The sequence below is a fragment of the Streptomyces sp. NBC_00012 genome, assembly GCF_045040875.1.
Taxonomy (GTDB): domain Bacteria; phylum Actinomycetota; class Actinomycetes; order Streptomycetales; family Streptomycetaceae; genus Streptomyces.
This window is the reverse complement of the sequence record NZ_CP108310.1, coordinates 1,021,950-1,046,537: the sequence shown is the minus strand read 5'-3', so window position 1 is coordinate 1,046,537 and position 24,588 is coordinate 1,021,950. Positions and strand designations below refer to the sequence as shown.

Annotated in this window: 1 pseudogene; it reads left to right on the top strand. The window is 70.8% G+C overall.

The annotated features are described in order from the left end of the window. Positions 1-92: 92 nt before the first annotated feature. A pseudogene (locus tag OHA19_RS43675) lies at positions 93-24,567 on the top strand (type I polyketide synthase); the annotation flags it as partial. Positions 24,568-24,588 lie beyond the last annotated feature (21 nt).

Sequence of the window (24,588 nt, the reverse complement as noted above, 5' to 3'; positions counted from 1 at the left end):
TGATGGTGGGCCGATATTCACCTGCTGACCGCCGCGACGGGTTGGGTTGAGTGGAAAAAGAAGAGAAGCTCCGTGATTACCTGAAGAGGACGACCGCGGATCTGCGCCGCACGCGACAACGCCTCCGCGACATGGAGGCCGAGCAGCAGCAGCCCATCGCGATCGTGGGGATGAGCTGCCGCTACCCGGGCGGCGTGACCAGCCCCGAGGACCTCTGGCAGCTCGTCTCCACCGGCACCGACGGCGTCTCCGGCTTCCCGGACGACCGAGGCTGGAACCTCGGCGGTCTCTACGAGGCCGACGCGGGCCAGGACGGCAAGTCGGCCACCGAAGAAGGCGGCTTCCTCTACGGGGCGGGTGACTTCGACGCCGGCTTCTTCGGGATCTCCCCGCGTGAGGCGCTGGCGATGGACCCGCAGCAGCGGCTCCTCCTCGAAGCCTCCTGGGAGGTCTTCGAGCGCGCCGGCATCGACCCGACCTCGCTGCGCGGCAGCAGTACCGGCGTCTTCGCGGGCCTGATGTACCACGACTACGCGGCCCGGCTCGGGGCAGTGCCCGACGGCGTCGAAGCGTTCATCGGCGTCGGCAACTCGGGCAGCGTCGTCTCCGGCCGCGTGGCCTACGCCTTCGGGCTCGAAGGCCCCGCCGTGACCATCGACACGGCGTGCTCGTCGTCCCTGGTCGCCCTGCACCTGGCGGTGCAGTCGTTGCGCAAGGGCGAGTGCACGATGGCGCTGGCCGGTGGCGTGACGGTGATGGCGACCCCTGGCACTTTCGTGGACTTCAGCCGCCAGCGCGGCCTCGCCTCCGACGGCCGCTGCAAGTCGTTCGCGGCGCGCGCGGACGGCACGGGCTGGTCCGAGGGCGTCGGCGTGCTCCTGGTGGAGCGCCTGTCGGATGCGCGGCGCCTGGGCCATGAGGTGCTGGGTATCGTGCGCGGCTCCGCCGTCAACCAGGACGGCGCGTCCAACGGCCTGACGGCGCCCAATGGCCCGTCCCAACAGCGGGTGATCCGGGCGGCGTTGGCGAGTGCGGGCCTGACGGCCGCGGACGTCGACGCGGTCGAGGCACACGGCACGGGCACGACGCTGGGCGACCCCATCGAGGCGCAGGCGCTGCTTGCCACGTACGGCCAGGAACGGTCGGGCGACCGCGCGCTGCTGCTCGGCTCGGTCAAGTCGAACCTCGGTCACACACAGGCGGCAGCCGGTGTCGCGGGCGTCATCAAGATGGTCATGGCGATGCGGGAGGGTGTGCTGCCGCAGACCCTCCACGTGGACGAGCCGACGCCCCAGGTCGACTGGTCGGCGGGTGCCGTCGAGCTGCTGACGGAGTCGGTGGCGTGGCCGGAGACGGGGGCGCCGCGTCGCGCGGGCGTCTCGTCGTTCGGCGTGAGCGGTACGAACGCGCATGTGGTGCTGGAGCAGGCTCCGGTGGAGGCCGAGCCGGAGGTGGCTGTGGCTCCGGTTGCGGCTCCGGTGGTGTTGCCGGTGGTGCCGTGGGTGGTGTCTGCGAAGTCGGAGGCGGGGCTGGCGGGGCAGGTGGAGCGGCTGAGGTCGTTCGTTGCCGAGCGTTCTGAGCTGTCGCCGGTGGATGTGGGTTTCTCGCTGGTGACGTCGCGTGCGGTGCTGGGTCATCGGGCGGTGCTGGTCGGGGACCGGGCTGTGCGGGGTGTGGCCTCGGCGGGCAGGACGGGTGTGCTGTTCTCGGGTCAGGGTTCGCAGCGGGCGGGTATGGGCCGGGAGCTGTATGAGACCTATCCCGCCTTCGCGGACGTGTTTGATGGGGTTTGTGCGGAGCTGGACCGGCACTTGGAGACGCCTCTTCGTGAGGTGGTCTTCGGGGGTGGTGAGCTGCTGGATCGGACGCAGTACACGCAGGCCGGCCTGTTCGCGCTGGAAGTGGCGCTGTTCGAGCTGGTGACGTCGTGGGGCGTGCGGCCCGACTATCTGCTGGGTCACTCGATCGGTGAGCTGTCGGCCGCGTATGTCGCCGGGGTGCTGTCGCTGGAAGACGCGGCGGAGCTGGTTGCTGCCCGGGGTCGTCTGATGCAGGCGCTCCCGGCGGGCGGGGCGATGGTGTCGCTCCAGGCGGCGGAGGACGAAGTCCTGCCGCTGCTGGTCGAGGGTGTTTCCATCGCGGCGCTCAACGGCCCGCGCTCCACGGTGATTTCAGGTGATGAGGAAGCGGTTCTTGAGATCGCCGCGCACTTCGAGGGCGAGGGGCGCAAGACCAAGCGCCTGCGGGTCAGCCATGCGTTCCACTCGCCGCGTATGGACACGATGCTCGACGACTTCCGGACAGTTGCGCAGGGGCTGACCTTCAATGCCCCGCAGCTGTCGATCGTCTCGGACGTGACGGGTGAGGTCCTGTCGGCCGAGGAGCTCCAGGACCCTGAGTACTGGGTGCGTCACGTGCGTGAGGCGGTCCGTTTCCTGGACGGGGTCCGGGTGCTGGAAGCGGAGGGTGTGACCAGGTTCCTGGAGCTGGGTCCGGACGGTGTGCTGTCCGCGATGGGGCAGGACTGCGCCTCCTCCGATTCCGGCGAGATCACCTTTGTGCCTGTGCTCCGGAAGGATCGTGAGGAGCCGGGTTCGCTGGTTGCCGCGCTGGCCGAACTGTACGTACGTGGCACGGGCGTCGACTGGCCGGCCTACTACGCCGGTACCGGTGCACGCCGTGTCGACCTGCCGACGTACGCCTTCCAGCACGAGCGCTACTGGCTGAAGTCCCTTCCGGCGGATGCCGTCGATGGCACGGGGTTCGGAGCGCGGCTCGTGGAGCACGCGTTGCTGGATGCGGTCGTTTCGCTCGCGGACGAAGATGGCTGGCTGTTTGCCGGACAGCTCTCCCTCCAGTCGCATGCGTGGCTTGCGGATCATGTGGTGCTGGGTTCGGTGTTGTTGCCGGGTACGGCGTTTGTGGATCTGGCGTTGTATGCGGGGGAGAGGGTTGGTTGTGGGGGTCTTGAGGAGTTGACGCTGGAGGCGCCGTTGGTGCTGCCTGAGCGTGGTGGGGTGTCGGTTCAGTTGTCGGTGGCGGCGGCGGGTGCGGACGGTCGTCGTGCGGTGAGTGTGCATTCGCGGCCGGCTGATGATGCCGAGGGCGAGTGGGTGTGTCATGCCCGGGGTGTCCTGTCGGTCGAGGTGGAGGCCGGGGCCGCGGGTGAGGGGCTTGAGGAGTGGCCCCCGCGTAACGCCGTCGAGTTGAAGACGGCTGATGTGTACGACCGGCTGGCGGACCAAGGCCTCGGCTATGGGCCCCTGTTCCAGGGGCTTCAGTCCGTCTGGCGGCAGGGTGACGACGTCTACGCCGAGGTCGTTCTGCCCGAGGGGGCGGACGTCGACGGGTTCGGCGTGCATCCCGCACTGCTGGACGCCGCCCTGCACGCGGTCGGATTCGCCGCCGGAGTTGCTCCGGAGACGGTCGAGGGTGGTTCGCCGGGTCTGCCGTTTGCGTGGTCGGGGGTGTCGCTTTCGGCGGTGGGTGCTCGGGTGTTGCGGGTGCGGATTGTGCGTTCGGGTTCGGGTGTGTCGTTGTTGCTGGCTGATGGCACGGGCGCGCATGTGGCGTCGGTGGAGTCGTTGGCGTTGCGTCCGGTGACTGCTGAGCAGTTGCGGGGTGCGGGTGGTGGTGATGTGGCTCGGGATGCGTTGTTCCGGGTGGAGTGGTCGGCGGTGTCTGTGCCTGCGGATGTGGATGCGTCTGGGGTGCGGGTCGAGGACCTGAGTGTGGGTGCTGCGGGTGTCGGGGAGGGTGTGGTTGCGCGGGCGCATGAGGTGGCGGTTCGGGCGTTGGAGGTGGCGCAGGGCTGGCTGGCGGATGAGGAGGCTGGTCAGGGGCGGCTGGTCGTGGTGACGCGGGGTGCGGTTGCCTGTGGTGAGTCCGAGGTGCCGGATCCGGTGCAGGCTGCGGTGTGGGGTCTGCTGCGTTCGGCGCAGTCGGAGAACCCGGACCGTTTCGTCCTGGTCGACCTTGACGGGGACGAGGCGTCGCAGGCGTTGCTGTCCGCCGTTGTGGCTTCGGGTGAGCCGCAGGTGGCGGTGCGGCGGGGTGAGGTGTTCGTGCCGCGCCTGTCCCGGGCGGTTGCCGCGGCTGAGCGGCCGGTGGGTGATCTGGATGGTGGGGGCACGGTCCTGGTGACCGGTGCCAGTGGCGTTCTGGGTGGTCTGGTGGCCCGGCATCTGGTGACGGAGCGGGGTGTGCGTCATCTGCTTCTGGTGTCGCGTCGTGGTGAGCGGGCTCCGGGGACTTCGGAGCTGATCGCCGAGCTTGGGGAGCTGGGTGCTGAGGTGCGGGTGGCCGCGTGTGATGTGGCCGACCGTGAGGCTCTGGCGGCGGTGCTGGGGGACATACCTGCCGGGCATCCGCTGGTGGGTGTCGTGCACACGGCCGGTGTCCTGGACGATGGCGTGCTGTCCTCCCTCACCCCGGAGCGGGTGGGTGCGGTGTTGCGTCCGAAGGTGGACGCGGCGTGGCATCTGCATGAGCTGACGCGTGGTCTGGATCTGTCGCTGTTCGTGCTGTTCTCGTCTGCGGCTGCGGCGCTGGGTTCGGCTGGGCAGGCGAACTATGCGGCGGCGAACGCGTTCCTGGACGCGTTGGCCGAGGTGCGGCGTGGTGAGGGTCTGGCGGGTCAGTCGCTGGCCTGGGGTCCGTGGGCCGAAGGCGGGATGCTGGGGCGGCTCGGCGACGCCGACCTGCAGCGCATGGCGCGGGACGGCGTGATGTCGTTGGCACCCGCAGACGGTCTCGCCCTGTTCGACGCGGCCCACGGTACGGATAGGGCCGCACTCCTGACCGTCAAGCTGGACGTTCCCGCCCTGCGCCGACGTGCTGGAGCAGGCACGCTTCCCGTACTGCTGCGGGGCCTCGTGCAGGGGAACCGGCGGCGCGCGGCCCGTACCGGAGGCAGCGGATCAACGCTTGCGGAGCGTCTCGCGGCGGTGCCCGCGAGCGAGAGGGCCGCACTGGTCGACGAAATGGTCAGGGCGCAGATCGCGACAGTGCTGGGCCACGCGTCCGGGGACGCGATTGTGGCGGGGCAGGCATTCAAGGATCTCGGCTTCGACTCGCTCACGGCGCTCGAACTGCGGAACAGGCTCGTGTCGGCGACCGGCCTTCGCCTGCCGGCCACCTTGATCTTCGACTACCCGAGTCCTGCGGCGCTGGCCGACTTCGTGCTGGCCGAGGCGCTGGGAACCGCCGAAGGGATCACCGTCGGCGCGGCTGTGGAAGTAGCTGACGACGAGCCGATCGCCATCGTGGGCATGAGCTGCCGCTACCCGGGTGCGGTTGCCGGGCCGGACGACCTCTGGCGGCTGGTGGCCTCGGGAGGGGACGGGATCTCCGGGTTCCCGACCGACCGGGGATGGGACATCTCAGGGCTGTTCGACAGTGATCCGAGTCAGGTGGGTACGTCGTACGCGACTGAGGGCGGGTTCCTGTACGACGCCGCGGAGTTCGACGCGGGCTTCTTCGGCATCTCGCCGCGTGAGGCGCTGGCGATGGACCCGCAGCAGCGGCTGCTCCTCGAAGGTTCCTGGGAGGCCATCGAGTCCGCGGGCATCGACCCGGGTTCGCTGCGCGGCAGCAGCACCGGCGTCTTCGCTGGTGTGATGTACCACGACTACGCGTCCCGGTTGAGGACGGCGCCCGACGACGTCGAGGGCTACCTCGGCATCGGGAACTCCGGCAGTGTGGTCTCCGGCCGCGTCTCCTACACGCTGGGCCTTGAGGGTCCTGCGGTGACGGTGGACACGGCGTGCTCGTCGTCCCTGGTCGCGCTGCACTGGGCGATCCAGTCGCTGCGCAAGAGTGAGTGCACGATGGCGCTCGCGGGTGGCGTGACGGTGATGGCGACGCCGGGCACGTTTGTGGAGTTCTCGCGTCAGCGTGGTCTGGCTGCTGACGGTCGCTGCAAGTCGTTCGCGGCCGGGGCCGACGGCACCGGCTGGGGTGAGGGTGTCGGCATGCTGCTGCTGGAGCGGCTCTCCGATGCCCGCCGCAATGGGCACCGGGTTCTCGCGGTGGTCCGTGGTTCGGCGGTGAACCAGGATGGTGCGTCCAATGGTCTGACGGCTCCGAACGGTCCGTCGCAGCAGCGGGTGATCCGGGCGGCGTTGGCGAGTGCGGGTCTGTCGTCGTCGCAGGTGGACGCGGTGGAGGCGCATGGTACGGGTACAAGGCTGGGCGACCCGATCGAGGCGCAGGCGCTGATTGCGACGTACGGGCAGGAGCGTCCGGAGGACCGGCCGTTGCTGCTGGGTTCGATCAAGTCGAACATCGGTCATACGCAGGCGGCTGCCGGTGTGGCGGGTGTGATCAAGATGGTGCAGGCGATGCGGCACGGGCTGGTGCCCGAGACGCTGCATGTGGACGAGCCGACGCCGCAGGTGGACTGGTCCGCCGGAGCGGTGGAGCTGGTCACCGAGCAGCGTGCCTGGCCGGTGACGGGTGAGCCGCGGCGTGCTGCGGTGTCCTCGTTCGGGATCAGCGGTACGAACGCGCATGTGATCGTGGAGCAGGCTCCGGAGGTCGATGAGCCGGCGGTGGTTGTGGCTCCGGCGGTGTTGCCGGTGGTGCCGTGGGTGGTGTCGGCGAAGTCGGAGGCGGGGCTGGCGGGGCAGGTGGAGCGGCTGAGGTCGTTCGTCGCCGAGAACCCCGATCTGTCGCCGCTCGATGTCGGGTTCTCGCTGGTGACGTCGCGTGCGGTGCTGGAGCACCGTGCGGTGCTTCTCGGTGAGCGGGTCGTTGACGGTTCGGTGTCGCCCGGCAGGACGGGTGTGCTGTTCTCGGGTCAAGGTTCGCAGCGGGTCGGCATGGGCCGGGAGCTGTACGAGAGCTATCCCGCCTTCAGCGAGGCGTTCGACGCGGTCTGCGCGGAGCTGGACCGGCACTTGGAGACACCTCTTCGCGAGGTGGTCTTCGAGGGTGGCGAACTGCTGGATCGGACGCAGTTCACGCAGGCCGGCCTGTTCGCACTCGAAGTGGCACTGTTCGAGCTGGTGACGTCGTGGGGCGTGAAGCCGGACTTCCTGCTGGGTCACTCCATTGGTGAGCTGTCGGCCGCGTACGTGGCCGGGGTGCTCTCTCTCGAAGATGCTGCCGCGCTGGTGGCGGCTCGGGGTCGTCTGATGCAGGCGCTCCCGACCGGTGGGGCGATGGTGTCGCTCCAGGCGGCGGAGGACGAGGTCCTGCCGCTGCTAATCGAGGGCGTTTCCATCGCGGCCCTCAACGGTCCGCGTTCCACGGTGGTTTCGGGTGACGAGGACGCGGTGCTTGCCATTGCCGCGCATTTCGAGGGCGAGGGCCGCAAGACCAAGCGCCTGCGGGTCAGCCATGCCTTCCACTCGCCGCGCATGGACGCGATGCTGGACGACTTCCGCAAGGTCGCGGAGGGACTGACCTTCAACGCCCCGCAGCTTTCGATCGTCTCGGACGTGACGGGTGCAGTCCTGTCGACCGAGGAGATCCAGGATCCCGAGTACTGGGTCCGGCACGTCCGTGAGGCGGTCCGTTTCCTGGACGGCATCCGCACGCTGGAAGCCGAAGGCGTGACCGCGTTCCTGGAGCTGGGCCCGGACGGCGTGCTCTCCGCGATGGCGCAGGACTGCGTGACGTCCGGCTCCGAGGACGAGCAGCAGCTCACCTTCGTACCCGCTCTGCGTAGGAGTCGTGAGGAGCCGGAGAGCCTGCTCGCCGCACTCGCTGAACTCCACGTCCGCGGCACACCGGTCGACTGGACTTCCTGCTACGCCGGCACCGGCGCCCGTCGCGTGGATCTGCCCACCTACGCCTTCCAGCACCAGCGCTATTGGCTGACGGATGAGCGTGCGTACGACGGCGACGCAAGTGGTCTTGGGCAGAGTCCGGACGAGCATCCGCTTCTGGGTGCGGCCGTTCCGCTGGCCGGGGGCGCGGGCGTGGTGTTCACCGGCCTGCTGTCGCTGGCCAGGTACCCCTGGCTTGCCGATCACGTTGTCAAGGGCACGATCTTGTTGCCCGGTACGGCATTTGTCGACCTGGCGCTGCACGCCTGCGAGTACGTCGAGTGTGGATCGCTGGACGAGTTGACGTTGGAAGCGCCCCTGGTTCTGTCGGAGCGGGTCGACACGCAGGTGCAAGTCGTCGTGGGCGCCCCCGACGACGAGAGCGGACGCCGGGCACTCACCGTGTACTCGCGTCCGTCCGACGACATGCGTGCCGAATGGACGCGGCACGCGGAGGGCGTGCTGTCGGACAACGCCGGGACCGTGGGTGCGGGTGACGGGCTGGAGGTGTGGCCTCCGCATGATGCCGTCGAGTTGAAGACAGCCGATGTGTACGACCGTCTCGCGGCTCAAGGACTCGACTACGGGCCGGTGTTCCAGGGGCTTCAGTCCGTCTGGAAGCGCGATGACGAGGTGTGCGCGGAGGTGGCCCTCCCCGACGGTCTTGAGGCTGGCGGCTTTGGGCTGCACCCGGCGCTGCTCGATGCCGCTCTGCACGCCATGGCTGTTTCGGGTGCGGGATTCCAGGCAGTCGAGGATGGCTCCCCGGGTCTGCCGTTTGCGTGGTCGGGGGTGTCGCTTTCGGCGGTGGGTGCTCGGGTGTTGCGGGTGCGGATTGTGCGTTCGGGTTCGGGTGTGTCGTTGTTGCTGGCTGATGGCACGGGTGCGCATGTGGCGTCGGTGGAGTCGTTGGCGTTGCGTCCGGTGACTGCTGAGCAGTTGCGGGGTGCGGGTGGTGGTGATGTGGCTCGGGATGCGTTGTTCCGGGTGGAGTGGTCGGCGGTGGCTGTGCCTGCGGACGTGGATGCGTCTGGGGTGCGGGTCGAGGACCTGAGCGTGGGTGCTGCGGGTGTCGGGGAGGGTGTGGTTGCGCGGGCGCATGAGGTGGCGGTTCGGGCGTTGGAGGTGGCGCAGGGCTGGCTGGCGGATGGGGAGGCTGGTCAGGGGCGGTTGGTGGTGGTGACGCGGGGTGCGGTGGCTTGTGGTGAGTCCGAGGTGCCGGATCCGGTGCAGGCTGCGGTGTGGGGTCTGCTGCGTTCGGCGCAGTCGGAGAACCCGGACCGTTTCGTCCTGGTCGACCTCGATGATGAGGACGAGGCGTCGCAGGCGTTGCTGTCCGCCGTTGTGGCTTCGGGTGAGCCGCAGGTGGCGGTGCGGCGGGGTGAGGTGTTCGTGCCGCGCCTGTCCCGGGCGGTTGCCGCGGCTGAGCGGCCGGTGGGTGATCTGGACGGCCAGGGCACGGTCCTGGTGACCGGTGCCAGTGGCGTTCTGGGTGGTCTGGTGGCCCGGCATCTGGTGACGGAGCGGGGTGTGCGTCATCTGCTTCTGGTGTCGCGTCGTGGTGAGCGGGCTCCGGGAACGTCAGAGTTGGTGGCGGATCTGGTTGATCTGGGTGCTGAGGTGCGGGTGGCCGCGTGTGATGTGGCTGACCGTGACGCCTTGGCGGCGGTGCTGGGAGACATACCTGCCGGGCATCCGCTGGTGGGTGTCGTGCACACGGCCGGTGTCCTGGACGATGGTGTGCTGTCCTCCCTCACCCCGGAGCGGGTGGCTGCGGTGTTGCGTCCGAAGGTGGACGCGGCCTGGCATCTGCATGAGCTGACGCGTGGCTTGGATCTGTCGCTGTTCGTGCTGTTCTCGTCTGCGGCTGGTGTGTTCGGTGGTGCGGGTCAGGCGAACTATGCGGCGGCGAACGCGTTCCTGGACGCGTTGGCGGAAGTGCGGCGTGGTGAGGGGCTGGTGGGTCAGTCGCTGGCCTGGGGTCCGTGGGCCGAAGGCGGGATGCTGGAGCGGCTCGACGATGCCGATGCGCAGCGTATGGCCCGGTCCGGCGTTCCGCCGCTCTCTGCCGAGCAGGGCATCGAACTCTTTGACGCCGCCGGTGCGTTGCCGGAGGCCGTGCTCGTCCCCGTCCGGCTGGACCTGGCCGCGCTGGGCCGGCAGTCGGCGGGCACGCCGCTGCCGGTCATGTTCCGCTCGCTTGTCCGCAGGGCGGCCCCACGTGCGGCCGACGGGCGCTCCGTCTCCGGTGGCGGCGGCGGAACCTTCGCCGACCGGCTGCGTCCCCTGCCCGACGCCGAACGTGAGCTGCTCGCACTCCAGTTGGTGTGCGACCGTGTGGCGGAGGTGCTGGGGCACGCCCGGGGTGCGGATGTCAAACCCCATGACGCCTTCACGGAGATGGGCTTCGACTCCCTCACCGCAGTCGAACTGCGCAACCGGCTCAACGCCGAGACCGGCCTGCGGCTGCCCGCGACGCTGGTCTTCGACTACCCCACGCCGATGATGCTCGCCGAGCACATCCTGGGCGAGGCCGCTCCGGCGAAGGCCGCAGCCCGCTCCGTGCTCGACGAACTCGACCAGCTGGAGGCCGTGTTCGCCGATCTGGACACGGCCGACGAGGAGCCGGTGGCTGAGGTCACCGCCCGGCTGAACGCGCTCGTGGCCAAGTGGAACGAGGCGCGCGGGCAGGCGGCGGTGACGACGGACGAAGTGGGCAACACCCTCGACACAGCCTCAGACGACGAGCTGTTCGACTTCATCGACAACAAGTTCGGCAGGTGACTCGCTGATGGCGAACGAGGACAAGCTCCGCGAATACCTCCGGCGGGTGACTGCCGAGCTCCACGAGACGAGCGAGCGACTGCGTGCCGTGGAGGAGAAGGATCGCGAGCCGATCGCGATCGTGGCGATGAGTTGCCGCTACCCCGGCGACGTCGGCTCCCCCGAGGAGCTGTGGGAACTGGCCGCGGCGGGCCGGGACGGGATCACGGAGTTCCCCGCGGACCGCGGCTGGGACGTCGAATCCCTCTACGACCCGGAGATGCGGCGCCCCAACACGTCGTACACGCAAGAAGGCGGGTTCCTGCACGACGCGGGCGACTTCGACGCCGAGCTGTTCAAGATCTCGCCGCGTGAGGCGCTGGCGATGGATCCGCAGCAGCGGCTGCTTCTCGAAGCGACCTGGGAGGCCATCGAACGGGGCGGGATCGACCCGCTGTCACTGCGCGGCAGCCGTACCGGCGTGTTCGCCGGGGTGATGTACCACAACCACGCGGCGAGCCTCGGGGCGGTGCCCGAGGGCGTGGACGGCTTCCTGGGCACCGGCACCGCGAGCAGCGTGGTGACCGGCCGGGTGGCGTACACGCTGGGCCTCGAAGGCCCTGCGGTGACGGTGGACACGGCGTGCTCGTCGTCGCTGGTCGCCCTGCACCTGGCGATGCAGTCGCTGCGGTCGGGCGAATGCGCCCTGGCGCTCGCGGGCGGGGTCACGGTGATGACGACCCCGGCGACGTTCATCGACTTCAGCAAGCAGCGCGGACTCGCCGCGAACGGCCGCTGCAAGGCGTTCTCGGACGCGGCGGACGGCACCGGCTGGGGCGAGGGCGTCGGCATGCTGCTCCTGGAGCGCCTGTCGGACGCCCGCCGCAACAACCACCGGGTGCTCGCGGTGGTCCGTGGATCGGCCGCGAACCAGGACGGCGCGAGCAATGGCCTGACCGCCCCCAACGGACCCTCTCAGCAGCGCGTCATCCGCCAGGCGCTGGCGAACGCCGGCCTTTCGGCGGACGACGTCGACGCGGTGGAGGCGCACGGCACGGGTACGACACTGGGCGACCCCATCGAGGCGCAGGCGCTCATCGCGACGTACGGCCAGAAGCGGCGTGGCGAACGCCCGCTGTGGCTGGGCTCGTTGAAGTCGAACATCGGGCACACCCAGGCCGCCGCCGGTGTCGCGGGCGTCATCAAGATGGTCATGGCGATGCGGGAGGGTGTGCTGCCGCGCACCCTGCACGTGGACGAGCCGTCCTCGCACGTCGACTGGTCGGCGGGTGCCGTCGAGCTGCTGACGGAGTCGGTGGCGTGGCCGGAGACGGGGGAGCCGCGTCGCGCGGGCGTCTCGTCGTTCGGTATCAGCGGAACCAACGCCCACGTGATCCTTGAGCAGGCCCCCTCGGAACGCGCCGAGGAGGGAGCCTCGCCGAGCGCCTCGAAGAGCGCCACCGAGGTGCGCGCGGCGAACGGGGGCGGGTCCGCCCACGCAGCACACGGCAATCTGGCACCGGTGACGAGCGACGTCCTGCCGTGGGTGCTGTCCGGCAAGTCGCCGGAGGCCGTCGCAGGCCAGGCCGCGCGGATGCTGGCCTATCTGGAGGACCGTCCGGAGGCCGAACAGCCGGCCCCCGACGACGCGGCCGATGAGGCCGACGTGACCAATGTGGCCGGCGTGGCCGATCTGGCCGAAGTGACCAATGTGGTCGGCGTGGCCGATCTGGCCGACGTGGCCTGGTCCCTGTCGACGACGCGGGCCCAGCTGGAGCACCGCGTGGCCGTGATCGCCGAGCGGCAGGCGGACTTCCGGGCCGGCCTGGCGGCGCTGGCGCAGGGCGGCTCGGCTCCCGGCGTGGTGCGCGGCGTGGCGGGTCGTGCGACGCGGCCCGTGTTCGTGTTCCCCGGCCAGGGCGCGCAGTGGGCGGGCATGGCCGCCGGGCTCCTGGAGTCCTCGCCGGTGTTCGCGGCGCGGCTGACGGAATGCGGAGCGGCCCTGGCGCCGTACGTGGACTGGTCGTTGCTGGACGTGGTGCGGGGAGAGCAGGGCGCGCCGTCGTCGGACCGCGTGGACGTCATGCAGCCGGTGCTGTGGGCGATCATGGTGTCGCTGGCCGAGGTGTGGCGGTCGGTGGGCGTGGTGCCGGGCGCAGTACTGGGCCATTCGCAGGGCGAGATCGCGGCCGCCGTGGTGGCGGGCGGCCTGTCGCTGGAGGACGGGGCGCGGCTGGTGGCGCTGCGGCGCAGGGTGACGCTGCCGCTGTCGGGCCGCGGCGGGATGACCTCGGTGGCACGGGACGCGGACTGGGTCGGCGAGCGCGTGGTGCGGTACGGGTCCCGGCTGTCCTTGGCCGCGGTGAACGGGCCGGGCTCGGCGGTGGTCTCCGGTGACCTGGACGCCCTGGAGGAGTGGGAGGGCGAGTGCGCGGCGGCCGGCGTGCGGACGCGGCGCATCCCCATGGACTACGCCTCGCACTCGGCGCAGATCGACGGTGTACGGGAGGAACTGGCGCAGGCCCTGACGGGGCTCGCTCCCCGGTCCGCGGCCGTGCCGTTCTACTCGACGCTGACGGGCGGGCCGCTGGACACGGTGGAGCTCGGCGCGGACTACTGGTTCAGGAACCTGCGGTCGAGGGTCGAGTTCGAGGCAGCGACGCGGGCCGCGCTCGCGGCGGGGCACCGAGTGTTCGTCGAGGTGAGTCCGCATGCCGTGCTCGGCTTCGGACTGCAGGAGACGTTCGACTCGCTGGGCAGCGACGCCGTGGCGCTGGGTACGTTGCGCCGGGCCGAGGACGAGACCCGCAGGCTGCTCCTCTCCTTCGCCGAGGCGTGGGCGCACGGTGTGGAGGTCGACTGGCGCGCCGTGCTCGCCGGGACCGGCCCGCGCCGCGTCGTGGACCTGCCCACGTACGCCTTCCAGCACCGCCGCTACTGGCTCGATGCGGTGAGCAGGCCGCACAGCACCGACCCCGCCGACTCCGCCGGAACCGCCGGTGGCTCCGGCGGCGGAACGGCGACAGGTGCCGCCCCCGAGGACGGCACGTTCTGGGCAGCGGTCGAGAGCGAGGACCTGGAGGCACTCTCCCGGACGCTCGCGGTGGACACGGAGCAATCGTTTGCCGCCGCGCTGCCCGCCCTCGCCTCGTGGCGGCAGCAGCGCACGGCCCTCGCCACGGTCGACGCCTGGCGCTACCGCGTGACGTGGCAGCGGATCTCCGAGCCCGCCGGGCCAGGGGTCCTCTCCGGGACCTGCCTCGTGATCGCACCGGAGCCAGGCACGGGGTACGTCGCCGAGCCCGACACGAAGCCCGACACGAAGCCCGACACGGAGTACGTCGCGGATCCCGAGGCGGAGTACGTCGCCGAGTACGCCTCGGAGATCGAGCAGTACGTACAGCAGTGCGTCAGCGCGCTCGCCCCCGCCGACGTCAGGGTCGTGCGGGTCGGGTCCGGACACGACAGCGAGGCGCTCACCGCACGAATACGCACCGCGCTCGCCGACGCCGACTCCGAGGGAGGCGGCGAACCGGCAGCGGTGACCGGCATCCTTTCGCTGCTCGCCCTGGACACGAGCGCCCACCCCGGCGCGGACGCGGTGCCCGCCGGCCTCGCGAGCACCCTCACCCTCGTGAAGGCCCTCGCCCACATCGAGGAGAAGGCCCTCCAGCAGTCGCTCCACAAGGCCCCGCTGTGGATCGCGACCCGCGGAGCCGCGTCGGTGGGGCGGACCGACCGGGTGACCGATCCGACGCAGGCCCTGCTCTGGGGACTCGGTGGCGTCATCAGCGCCGAACACACCCAGCTCTGGGGCGGTTTGGTAGACCTCCCGGCCGAACTGGACCGGCGGTCGGCGCACCGCCTGCGCCGGGTTCTCACTGCTGCCGACGGCGAGGACCAGCTGGCCGTCCGCGCCACCGGCCTGCATGCCCGCCGGCTGGCGCACGCCCCGCACCGCCCCGGACTCGCCCCCGACCGGCCCGGACCGGACGCGGCGGACCCCACGGCCACGGCGTGGACACCGCCACACGGCACCGTACTGATCACCGGCGGGACCGGCGCGCTCGGCGCCCATGTCGCCCGCTGGCTCGCCGACCAGGGCTGCGAACACCTGCTGCTCGTCAGCAGGCGGGGCCAGGACGCCCCCGGCGCACAGGACCTCGCGACGGAACTGGGAGCCAAGGGCAGCAAGGTCACTCTGGCCGCCTGCGACGCGGGCGACCGGAACGCGCTGGCCGCACTGCTCGCGACGGTCCCGGCCGAACTGCCACTGACGGCGGTCTTCCACAGCGCGGCGCTCCTGGACGACGGGCTGCTCGACACGCTGACCACCGGCCAACTCGACCGTGCCCTCCGGGCGAAGGTACGGGCCGCGGTGAACCTGCACGAGCTCACCCGTGACCTCGGCACGGACCTCTCCGCCTTCGTCCTCTTCTCGTCCGTCGCCGGTGTACTGGGCGGCGCGGGCCAGGGGAACTACGCCCCGGCCAACGCGTTCCTCGACGCGCTGGCCCAGCACCGCAGGTCCCACGGCCTCACGGCCACCTCGCTCCAGTGGGGCCACTGGCGGGGCAGCGGCCTCGGCGAGGGCCAGGAGGAGCGTTTCGCACGCACCGGGGTCGGCGCGATGGACCCCCGACTCGCCCTAGTGGCACTGCGGCAGGCACTCCAGGACGACGAGACCACCCTTGCCGTCGCGGACGTCCGTTGGGAACGGGCAGCCGAACAGCGCACGACCCGACGGCCCAACCCGCTCCTGCGCGATCTGCTGCCCGAACTCAGCGACGCCGCCCAGGACAGCGCCACCGGCCGGGCGGCGGAGTCCGACCGCCGCTCGTCGGCGCTCTCCGCCCGGTTGCGCGGCATGCCCGAACAGGACGGCCTGCGTCTCGTCCTCGACGTGATCCGTAGCGAGGCCGCCGCGCTCCTCGGCCACGCGTCTCCGGAAGCGGTGCCCCCGGGCAGGGCGTTCCTGGACCTGGGGTTCAGCTCCCTGAGCGCGGTGGAACTGCGCAACCGGCTCGACGCGGTTTCCGAGCTGAGCCTGCCGACGACTCTCGTGTACGACCACCCGTCCCCGGAGGCGCTGGCACGTCACCTCTGGTCGGAACTGACGGAGAGCGGCGACAGCGGGCCGTCGCCGTACGGATCGGAAGGTACCCGCGCCACGGGTGACGTGGGCGGTACGGACGGCGACCCGATTGTCGTCGTCGGCATGAGCTGCCGGTTCCCCGGCGGCGTGGGCTCGGCGGAAGAGCTGTGGGAGCTGCTGGCCACCGGAGCGGACGGAGTCTGCGGGCTTCCCGAGGACCGTGGCTGGGACCTGGCAGCCCTCTACGACCCGAACCCCGAAGGTGTGGGCACCTCGTACACGCGCGAGGGCGGATTCCTCCACGACGCCCCGGACTTCGACGCGGAATTCTTCGGCATCTCGCCGCGCGAAGCCTTGGCCATGGACCCCCAGCAGCGGCTGTTCCTCGAAGCGACATGGGAGGCCGTCGAGCGGGCGGGAATCGACCCGACGTCTCTGCGCGGCAGCCGTACCGGGGTCTTCGCCGGCACCAACGGCCAGGACTACGCGCACCTCATGGACACCGCGACCGAGTCCACCGCCGGCTACGGCGCCACGGGCAGCTCGGCCAGCGTCCTGTCCGGCCGCGTCTCGTACACGCTGGGCCTTGAGGGTCCTGCGGTGACGGTGGACACGGCGTGCTCGTCGTCGCTGGTCGCCCTGCACTGGGCGATCCAGGCCCTGCGGTCGGGCGAGTGCACGATGGCGCTGGCCGGTGGTGTGACGGTGATGTCCACCCCTGGCGCGTTCATCGAGTTCTCCCGCCAGGGCGGCCTGGCCCCGGACGGCCGCTGCAAGGCGTTCGCCGAGTCGGCGGACGGAACGGCCTGGGGCGAGGGCGTGGGCGTGCTCCTGGTGGAGCGCCTGTCCGACGCACGCCGCCTGGGCCATGAAGTGCTTGCCCTCGTCCGTGGTTCGGCGGTGAACCAGGACGGTGCGTCCAATGGTCTGACGGCTCCGAACGGTCCGTCGCAGCAGCGGGTGATCCGGGCGGCGCTGGCGAACGCCGGTCTGTCGTCGTCGCAGGTGGACGCGGTGGAGGCGCACGGTACGGGTACGACGCTGGGCGACCCGATCGAGGCGCAGGCGCTGCTCGCGACCTACGGGCAGGACCGTCCGGAGGACCGGCCGCTGCTGCTGGGTTCGATCAAGTCGAACATCGGCCACACGCAGGCCGCCGCAGGTGTCGCCGGCATCATCAAGATGGTGCTGGCCATGCGGCACGGTGTGCTGCCGCAGACCCTCAATGTGGACGAGCCGTCCTCGCACGTGGACTGGTCTGCTGGTGCCGTCGAGCTCCTGAGGGAGTCGGTGGAGTGGCCGGAGACCGGCGCACCGCGTCGTGCGGGTGTCTCTTCGTTCGGTATCAGCGGCACGAATGCGCATGTGATCGTGGAGCAGGCGCCGGTGGAGGCCGAGCCGGCGGTGGTTGTGGCTCCGGTGGTGTTGCCGGTGGTGCCGTGGGTGGTGTCGGCGAAGTCGGAGGCGGGGCTGGCGGGGCAGGTGGAGCGGCTGAGGTCGTTCGTCGCGGAGCGCTCTGAGCTGTCGCCGGTGGATGTGGGTTTCTCGCTGGTGACGTCGCGTGCGGTGCTGGAGCACCGTGCGGTGCTGATCGGTGAGCGGGCCGTGGAAGGCTCGGTGACTTCTGGCAGGACGGGTGTGCTGTTCTCGGGTCAGGGTTCGCAGCGGGCGGGGATGGGGCGGGAGCTGTACGAGGCGTATCCCGCCTTCAGCGAGGCGTTCGACGCGGTGTGCGCGGAGCTGGACCGGCACTTGGACCGGCCTCTTCGCGAGGTGGTCTTCGGCGAGGGCGAGGACGAGCTGCTGGATCGGACGCAGTTCACGCAGGCCGGCCTGTTCGCGCTGGAAGTTGCGCTGTTCGAGCTGGTGACGTCGTGGGGCGTGAAGCCGGACTATCTGCTGGGTCACTCGATCGGTGAGCTGTCGGCCGCGTACGTGGCCGGGGTGCTGTCGCTGGAAGACGCGGCGGAGCTGGTGGCGGCGCGGGGTCGTCTGATGCAGGCGCTCCCGGCGGACGGCGCGATGGTGTCGCTCCAGGCGGCGGAGGATGAGGTTCTGCCGCTGCTGGTCGAGGGAGTGTCCATCGCCGCCCTCAACGGACCACGCTCCACGGTGATTTCCGGCGACGAGGCGGCGGTTCTCGAGATCGCCGCGCACTTCGAGGGCGAGGGTCGTAAGACCAAGCGGCTGCGCGTCAGCCACGCCTTCCACTCGCCGCGTATGGACGCGATGCTGGACGACTTCCGTGCGGTCACGCAGAGGCTGACCTTCAACGCCCCGCAGCTTTCGATCGTCTCGGACGTGACAGGTGAGGTCCTGTCGGCCGAGGAGATCCAGGATCCCGAGTACTGGGTCCGGCACGTCCGTGAGGCCGTCCGTTTCCTGGACGGCATCCGCACTCTGGAAGCCGAAGGCGTGACTGCGTTCCTGGAGCTGGGCCCGGACGGCGTCCTCTCCGCCATGGCGCAGGACTGCCTGAGTGGCGGCTCCGAGGGCGGGGCGCTCACCTTCGTACCCGCTCTGCGCAAGAACCGCGAAGAGCCGGAAAGCCTGCTCACCGCGCTCGCTGTACTGCATGTGAACGGGAAGGCCGTTGACTGGACGCCTTACTTCGCCGACGCGGGCGCCCGCCGTGTCGACCTGCCCACTTACGCCTTCCAGCGTGAGCGCTACTGGCCGGAGAGCGTGGCGCTGTCGATGTCGTCGTCGGCTGACGCATGGCGATATCGGACGGCGTGGGAAGCGGTGCTCGGTGTCCTGGGTGGCGAGAGGCTGTCCGGGCGGTGGCTGGTGGTGTCGCCGTCGGCGTGTGCGGATCACCCGGTGGTTGCGGGGATGCGTGCGCGTGGCGGAGAAGTCGTGGAATGGCTGGTGGAGGGCGGTGAGCTGAGCCGCGGGGCGCTGGCTGCGCGGCTTGCCGAGGATGCCTCCGGGTTCGCCGGTGTGGTGTCGTTGCTGGCCCTGGGCCGGGAGGGTGCGGCGCTGGGCGCGCTGGCCCTGGTGCAGGCGCTGGGCGATGCGGAGCTGTCCGTGCCGTTGTGGTGTGTGACGCGTGGTGCGGTGGCGGTGGGGCCGGAGGACGGTCCGGTGGATGCGGTGCAGGCGCAGGTGTGGGGTCTGGGGCGGGTGGCCGCGTTGGAGCACCCGGAGCGGTGGGGTGGGTTGATCGATCTGCCCGAGGTGGTGGACGAGGTGGTGCTGGGGCTGGTGTGCGGCGTCCTCGCCGATCCGGGTGACGAGGACCAGCTCGCCGTACGCGCCTCGGGTGTGTACGGGCGTCGTCTGGAGCGTGCGTCTGGTAGCAGTCGTGCTGCGTCGGGTGGTTGGTCGCCGCGTGGGACGGTTCTGGTGACGGGTGGTACGGGTGCGCTGGGTGCGCATGTGGCTCGTTGGGCGGCCGGCAATGGTGCTGAGCGGTTGGTGCTGACGAGCCGTCGTGGTCCGGATGCTCCGGGTGCGGTCGAGTTGGTGGCCGAGCTGGAGGGCTTGGGTGCGGCGGTGGAGGTCGCCGCGTGTGATGTGAGCGACCGGGAAGCGCTGGCCGGGCTGGTGGAAGGGCTGAAGGACGCCGGTACGCCGGTCCGCTCCGTCGTCCACACCGCCGGTGTCAACAAGTTCGTCGCTCTCGCCGAGACAGGGGCGGACGACTACGCCGAGGTGCTGCGGGCGAAGGTGGACGGCGCCACGCATCTCGACGCTCTGTTCGGCGGTCCGGACAGCGGCGGTAGTCCGGACGACGGCGAGGGTTTGGATGCCTTCGTGCTGTTCTCGTCCATTGCCGGTGTGTGGGGCAGTGGCGGCCAGGCCGCCTACGCCGCGGCCAATGCTCACCTCGACGCCCTCGCCGAGGACCGGCGTTCCCGTGGCCTGACCGCGACCTCCGTCAGCTGGGGGCCGTGGGCCGAGGGCGGCATGGCCGAGGGTGAGGCTGCGGCGCATCTGAACCGCCGTGGCCTGGCTGCGATGTCTCCGGTCAAGGCGTTGGACGGCCTACGGCGGGCGCTCGCCGAGGGCGACACGCACGTCACCGTGGCCGACGTCGACTGGACACGGTTCGCGGCAACGTACACCGCGCTGCGCCCGAGCGCTCTTCTCGGCGAGCTGGCCGATGAGCGCGTTGCGGCCGATGACCGCGACGCGGCCGGCGGCACCGACGCGGACGCCGACGCCGACGTCCCCGGGCAGTCCGAGCTGCGGACGAGACTCCTCGGCCTGTCGGGCGCCGAACGGGACACGGTTCTGCTCGACCTGGTCCGGCGGCAGGTCGCGGCCGTCCTGGGGCACGCGAACACGGCCAAGGTGTCCGCGGACCGGGCATTCAAGGAGCTGGGGTTCGACTCCCTGACCGCAGTGGAACTGAGGAACGGCCTGCGCAAGGAGACCGGCCTCGAACTCGCCACCACCCTGGTGTTCGACTGCCCGAGCCCCAAGGTCCTTGCGGAACACCTCCGCTCGCGGCTCGTCGGGGACGGTGCGGAGACCGCGGGGGAGACGCTTCCCTCGGCCACGACGACCGATTGGGACGACCCGATCGCGATTGTCGGCATGAGCTGCCGCCTGCCCGGCGGCGTCCGGTCCCCGGAAGACCTCTGGTCGCTGTTGGCGTCGGGGAACGACGGGATCACCGGGTTCCCGGTCGACCGCGGATGGGTGACGGATCCGGGGGCCACGTTCGTTCGCTCGGGCGGGTTCCTGCATGATGCGGGGGAGTTCGACGCCGACTTCTTCGGGATCTCGCCGCGCGAGGCGCTGGCGATGGACCCGCAGCAGCGACTGCTCCTCGAAACGGCGTGGCAGGCGTTCGAACGCGCGGGCATCGACCCGACCTCGGTACGCGGGAGCCGGGTCGCGGTCTTCGCGGGAGCGGCGAGCCAGGGCTACGCGTCCGGGCCGAACTCCGGTGAAGAGGAGGGCTTGGGCGGCCACCTGCTGACCGGCAACGCGACGAGCGTGCTTTCCGGCCGGATTTCGTACGCCTTCGGCCTGGAAGGCCCGGCGATGACAGTGGACACGGCGTGCTCGTCGTCCCTGGTCGCCCTGCACCTCGCGGCGCAGGCCCTGCGCGCGGGGGAGTGCTCCATGGCGCTGGTCGGCGGCGTGACGGTGATGGCCACCCCGGTGACCTTCGCCGAGTTCTCCCGCCAGGGCGGCCTGGCCGGGGACGGCCGCTGCAAGTCCTTCGCGGAGGCGGCGGACGGCACGGGCTGGTCCGAGGGCGTCGGCATGCTGCTGGTGGAGCGCCTTTCGGACGCCCGCAGGAACGGTCACGAGGTCCTGGCGGTGGTCCGGGGCAGCGCGGTCAACCAGGACGGCGCGAGCAATGGCCTGACGGCGCCGCACGGTCCGTCCCAGCAGCGCGTCATCCGCCAGGCCCTCGCCGGCGCGGGCCTTTCGGCGGCGGACATCGACGCCGTGGAGGCGCACGGCACGGGCACCGCACTGGGCGACCCCATCGAGGCACAGGCGCTGCTGGCGACGTACGGCCAGGAGCGCACCGGCGAACGCCCGCTGTGGCTGGGCTCGTTGAAGTCGAACATCGGTCACACGCAGGCTGCCGCGGGGGTCGCCGGGATCATCAAGATGGTCCTGGCGCTGCGCAACGGCGTACTGCCGCGAACGCTGCACGTCGACGAGCCGTCCTCCCACGTGGACTGGTCGGCCGGCGCCGTCGAGCTCCTCACGGAGCCGGTGCAGTGGCCGGAGACGGGCGAGCCGCGCCGCGCGGCGGTGTCGTCCTTCGGCGTCAGCGGCACGAACGCGCATGTGATCGTGGAGCAGGCACCGGAGGCGGAAGCGCCGGAGCCGACCGAGGCTTCGGTGACATTGCCGGTGGTGCCGTGGGTGGTCGCGGCGAAGTCCGAGGCGGCGCTGACGGCGCAGGTGGAGCGGCTGAGGTCGTTCGTCGCGGAGCGCCCCGGAGGCTCTGAGCCGTCGCCGGTGGATGTGGGTTTCTCGCTGGCGACGACGCGTGCGGTGCTGGAGCACCGTGCGGTGCTGATCGGCGAGCGGACCATATGGGGCGTGGCCGCCGAAGGCAGGACCGGTGTGCTGTTCTCGGGTCAGGGTTCGCAGCGGGTCGGAATGGGACGGGAGCTGTACGAGGCGTATCCCGCCTTCGCGGATGCGTTCGACGCGGTCTGTGCGGAGCTGGACCGTCACCTGGAGACACCTCTCCGCGTGGTCGTCTTCGAGGCTGGCGAACTGCTGGATCAGACGCGGTACACGCAGGCCGGCCTGTTCGCACTCGAAGTGGCACTGTTCGAGCTGGTGACGTCGTGGGGCGTACGGCCCGACTATCTGCTGGGTCACTCGATCGGTGAGCTGTCGGCCGCGTATGTCGCCGGGGTGCTGTCCCTGGAAGACGCGGCGGAGCTGGTGGCGGCCCGGGGTCGTCTGATGCAGGCGCTCCCGACCGGAGGCGCGATGGTCTCGGTGCAGGCGGCGGAGGACGAAGTCCTGCCGCTGCTGGTCGAGGGTGTTTCCATCGCGGCGCTCAACGGCCCGCGCTCCACGGTGATTTCCGGTGACGAGGCGGCGGTTCTCGAAATCGCCGCGCACTTCGAGGGCGAGGGCCGCAAGACCAAGCGGCTGCGGGTCAGCCACGCCTTCCACTCCCCGCGCATGGACGCCATGCTCGACGACTTCCGTGCCGTCGCGGAGAGCCTGACCTACAACGCGCCCGAGGTCGCCATCGTCTCGGACGTGACGGGGGAGGTTCTGTCGGCCGAGGAGGTCCAGGACCCTGAGTACTGGGTGCGCCATGTCCGTGAGGCCGTCCGTTTCCTGGACGGCATCCGCACGCTGGAAGCGGAAGGCGTGACTGCCTTCCTGGAGCTGGGTCCGGACGGCGTGCTGTCCGCGATGGCGCAGGATTGTGTGACGGCTGGCTCCGAGGGTGGCGATGAGCTCACCTTCGTACCCGCCCTCCGCAAGAACCGCGACGAGCCGGAGAGCCTGCTCACCGCCCTCGCGGAATCGCACGTGAGTGGCAGGGCGGTCGACTGGCCGACGTACTTCGCGGGCAGCGGCGCCCGTCGCGTGGACCTGCCGACGTACGCCTTCCAGCGCGAGCACTTCTGGCTCAAGGAGCCGGCCGCGGCCCGTGCGGCGGGCGGTGTGGACTCCTGGCGCTACCAGGTGACGTGGAAGCCGACCGGGCACAAAGCGGCCGAGGCCGTGCCGGGGCAGTGGGTCGTGGTGTGCAGGGACGCCGATGTCGATCACCCGTTGGTCGCCGCGCTGCTGAAGCTCGGTGCCGAGGTGGTGGTCGTGCCGATGGGCGCAGGCGATGTGGTCGACCGCGATGCCTTGGGCGCGAGGGTGGCGGGGCTCTCCGGTGAGGTCGGCGTGGTGTCGCTGCTGGGGCCGGGGGAGACCGAGCCGGGCCTTGCGGTGCTGGGGCTGGTACAGGCGTTGGGCGACATGGGTGTGTCGGGGCCGTTGTGGTGTGTGACGCGTGGTGCGGTGGCGGTGGGGCCGGAGGACGGTCCGGTGGATGCGGTGCAGGCGCAGGTGTGGGGTCTGGGGCGGGTGGCCGCGCTGGAGCACCCGGAGCGGTGGGGTGGGTTGATCGATCTGCCCGAGGTGGTGGACGAGGTGTCGCTGGGGCTGGTGTGCGGCGTCCTCGCCGATGCGGGCGGCGAGGACCAGCTCGCCGTACGCGCCTCGGGTGTGTACGGGCGTCGTCTGGAGCGTGCGTCTGGTAGCAGTCGTGCTGCGTCGGGTGGTTGGTCGCCGCGTGGGACGGTTCTGGTGACGGGTGGTACGGGTGCGCTGGGTGCGCATGTGGCTCGTTGGGCGGCCGGCAATGGTGCTGAGCGGTTGGTGCTGACGAGCCGTCGTGGTCCGGATGCTCCGGGTGCGGTCGAGTTGGTGGCCGAGCTGGAGGGCTTGGGTGCGGCGGTGGAGGTCGCCGCGTGTGATGTGAGCGACCGGGAAGCGCTGGCCGGGCTGGTGGAAGGGCTGAAGGACGCCGGTACGCCGGTCCGCTCCGTCGTCCACGCCGCCGGCCTGGGACAGGTGACGCCGCTGTCCGAGATGAGCGCCGAGGAATTCACCGAGGTGCTGCGGGCGAAGGTGGACGGCGCCACGCATCTCGACGCTCTGTTCGGCGGTCCGGACAGTGGCGGTAGTCCGGACGACGGCGAGGGTTTGGATGCCTTCGTGCTGTTCTCGTCCATTGCCGGTGTGTGGGGCAGTGGCGGCCAGGCCGCCTACGCCGCGGCCAATGCTCACCTCGACGCCCTCGCCGAGGACCGGCGTTCCCGTGGCCTGACCGCGACCTCCGTCAGCTGGGGGCCGTGGGCCGAGGGCGGTATGGCCGAAGGGACCAGCGGGGAACTGATTCGGCGAGGTCTCGCCGTGATGGCACCGGAGTCGGCCGTCGGCGCGCTCCAGCAGGCGCTGGCGGACGACGCGACGCTCCTCACGGTCGCGGACGTGGACTGGCAGCGGCTCGCCCCCGCCTTCACCGCACGGCGGCCCAGCCCGCTCCTCGGCGAACTGGCCGACGTGCAAAGGGCTCTGGAGCAGGACCACAGCGGCGCGGACGGCGACGGCCGCGGCGGCGACGCGGCGGCCCAGCTGCGCGGACGGCTCGCGCAGGCCAACGAGTCGCAGCAGAACCGCATTCTCCTGGAGCTGGTGCGCACGGAGGCGGCGGACGTGCTGGGGCACACCACGGCGGACGTGGTCCGGCCCCGGCGCGGCTTCGTCGAACTGGGTTTCGACTCGCTCATGGCGGTCGAGGTGCGCAACCGGCTGGCCCGGCACACCGGGCTGCGGCTGTCCACCACCCTGCTCTTCGACTTCCCTTCCCCTGCCGCGCTGGCGCAGTATCTGCGCGCCGAGCTCGCGCAGGAACTCTCGGCGGAGGTCTCGACTTCGGTCGCCGCCGTGCTCAACGAGCTGGAGCGGATGCTCTCCGGCCTGTCCACGGATGACGTCGACGGCGTGGAC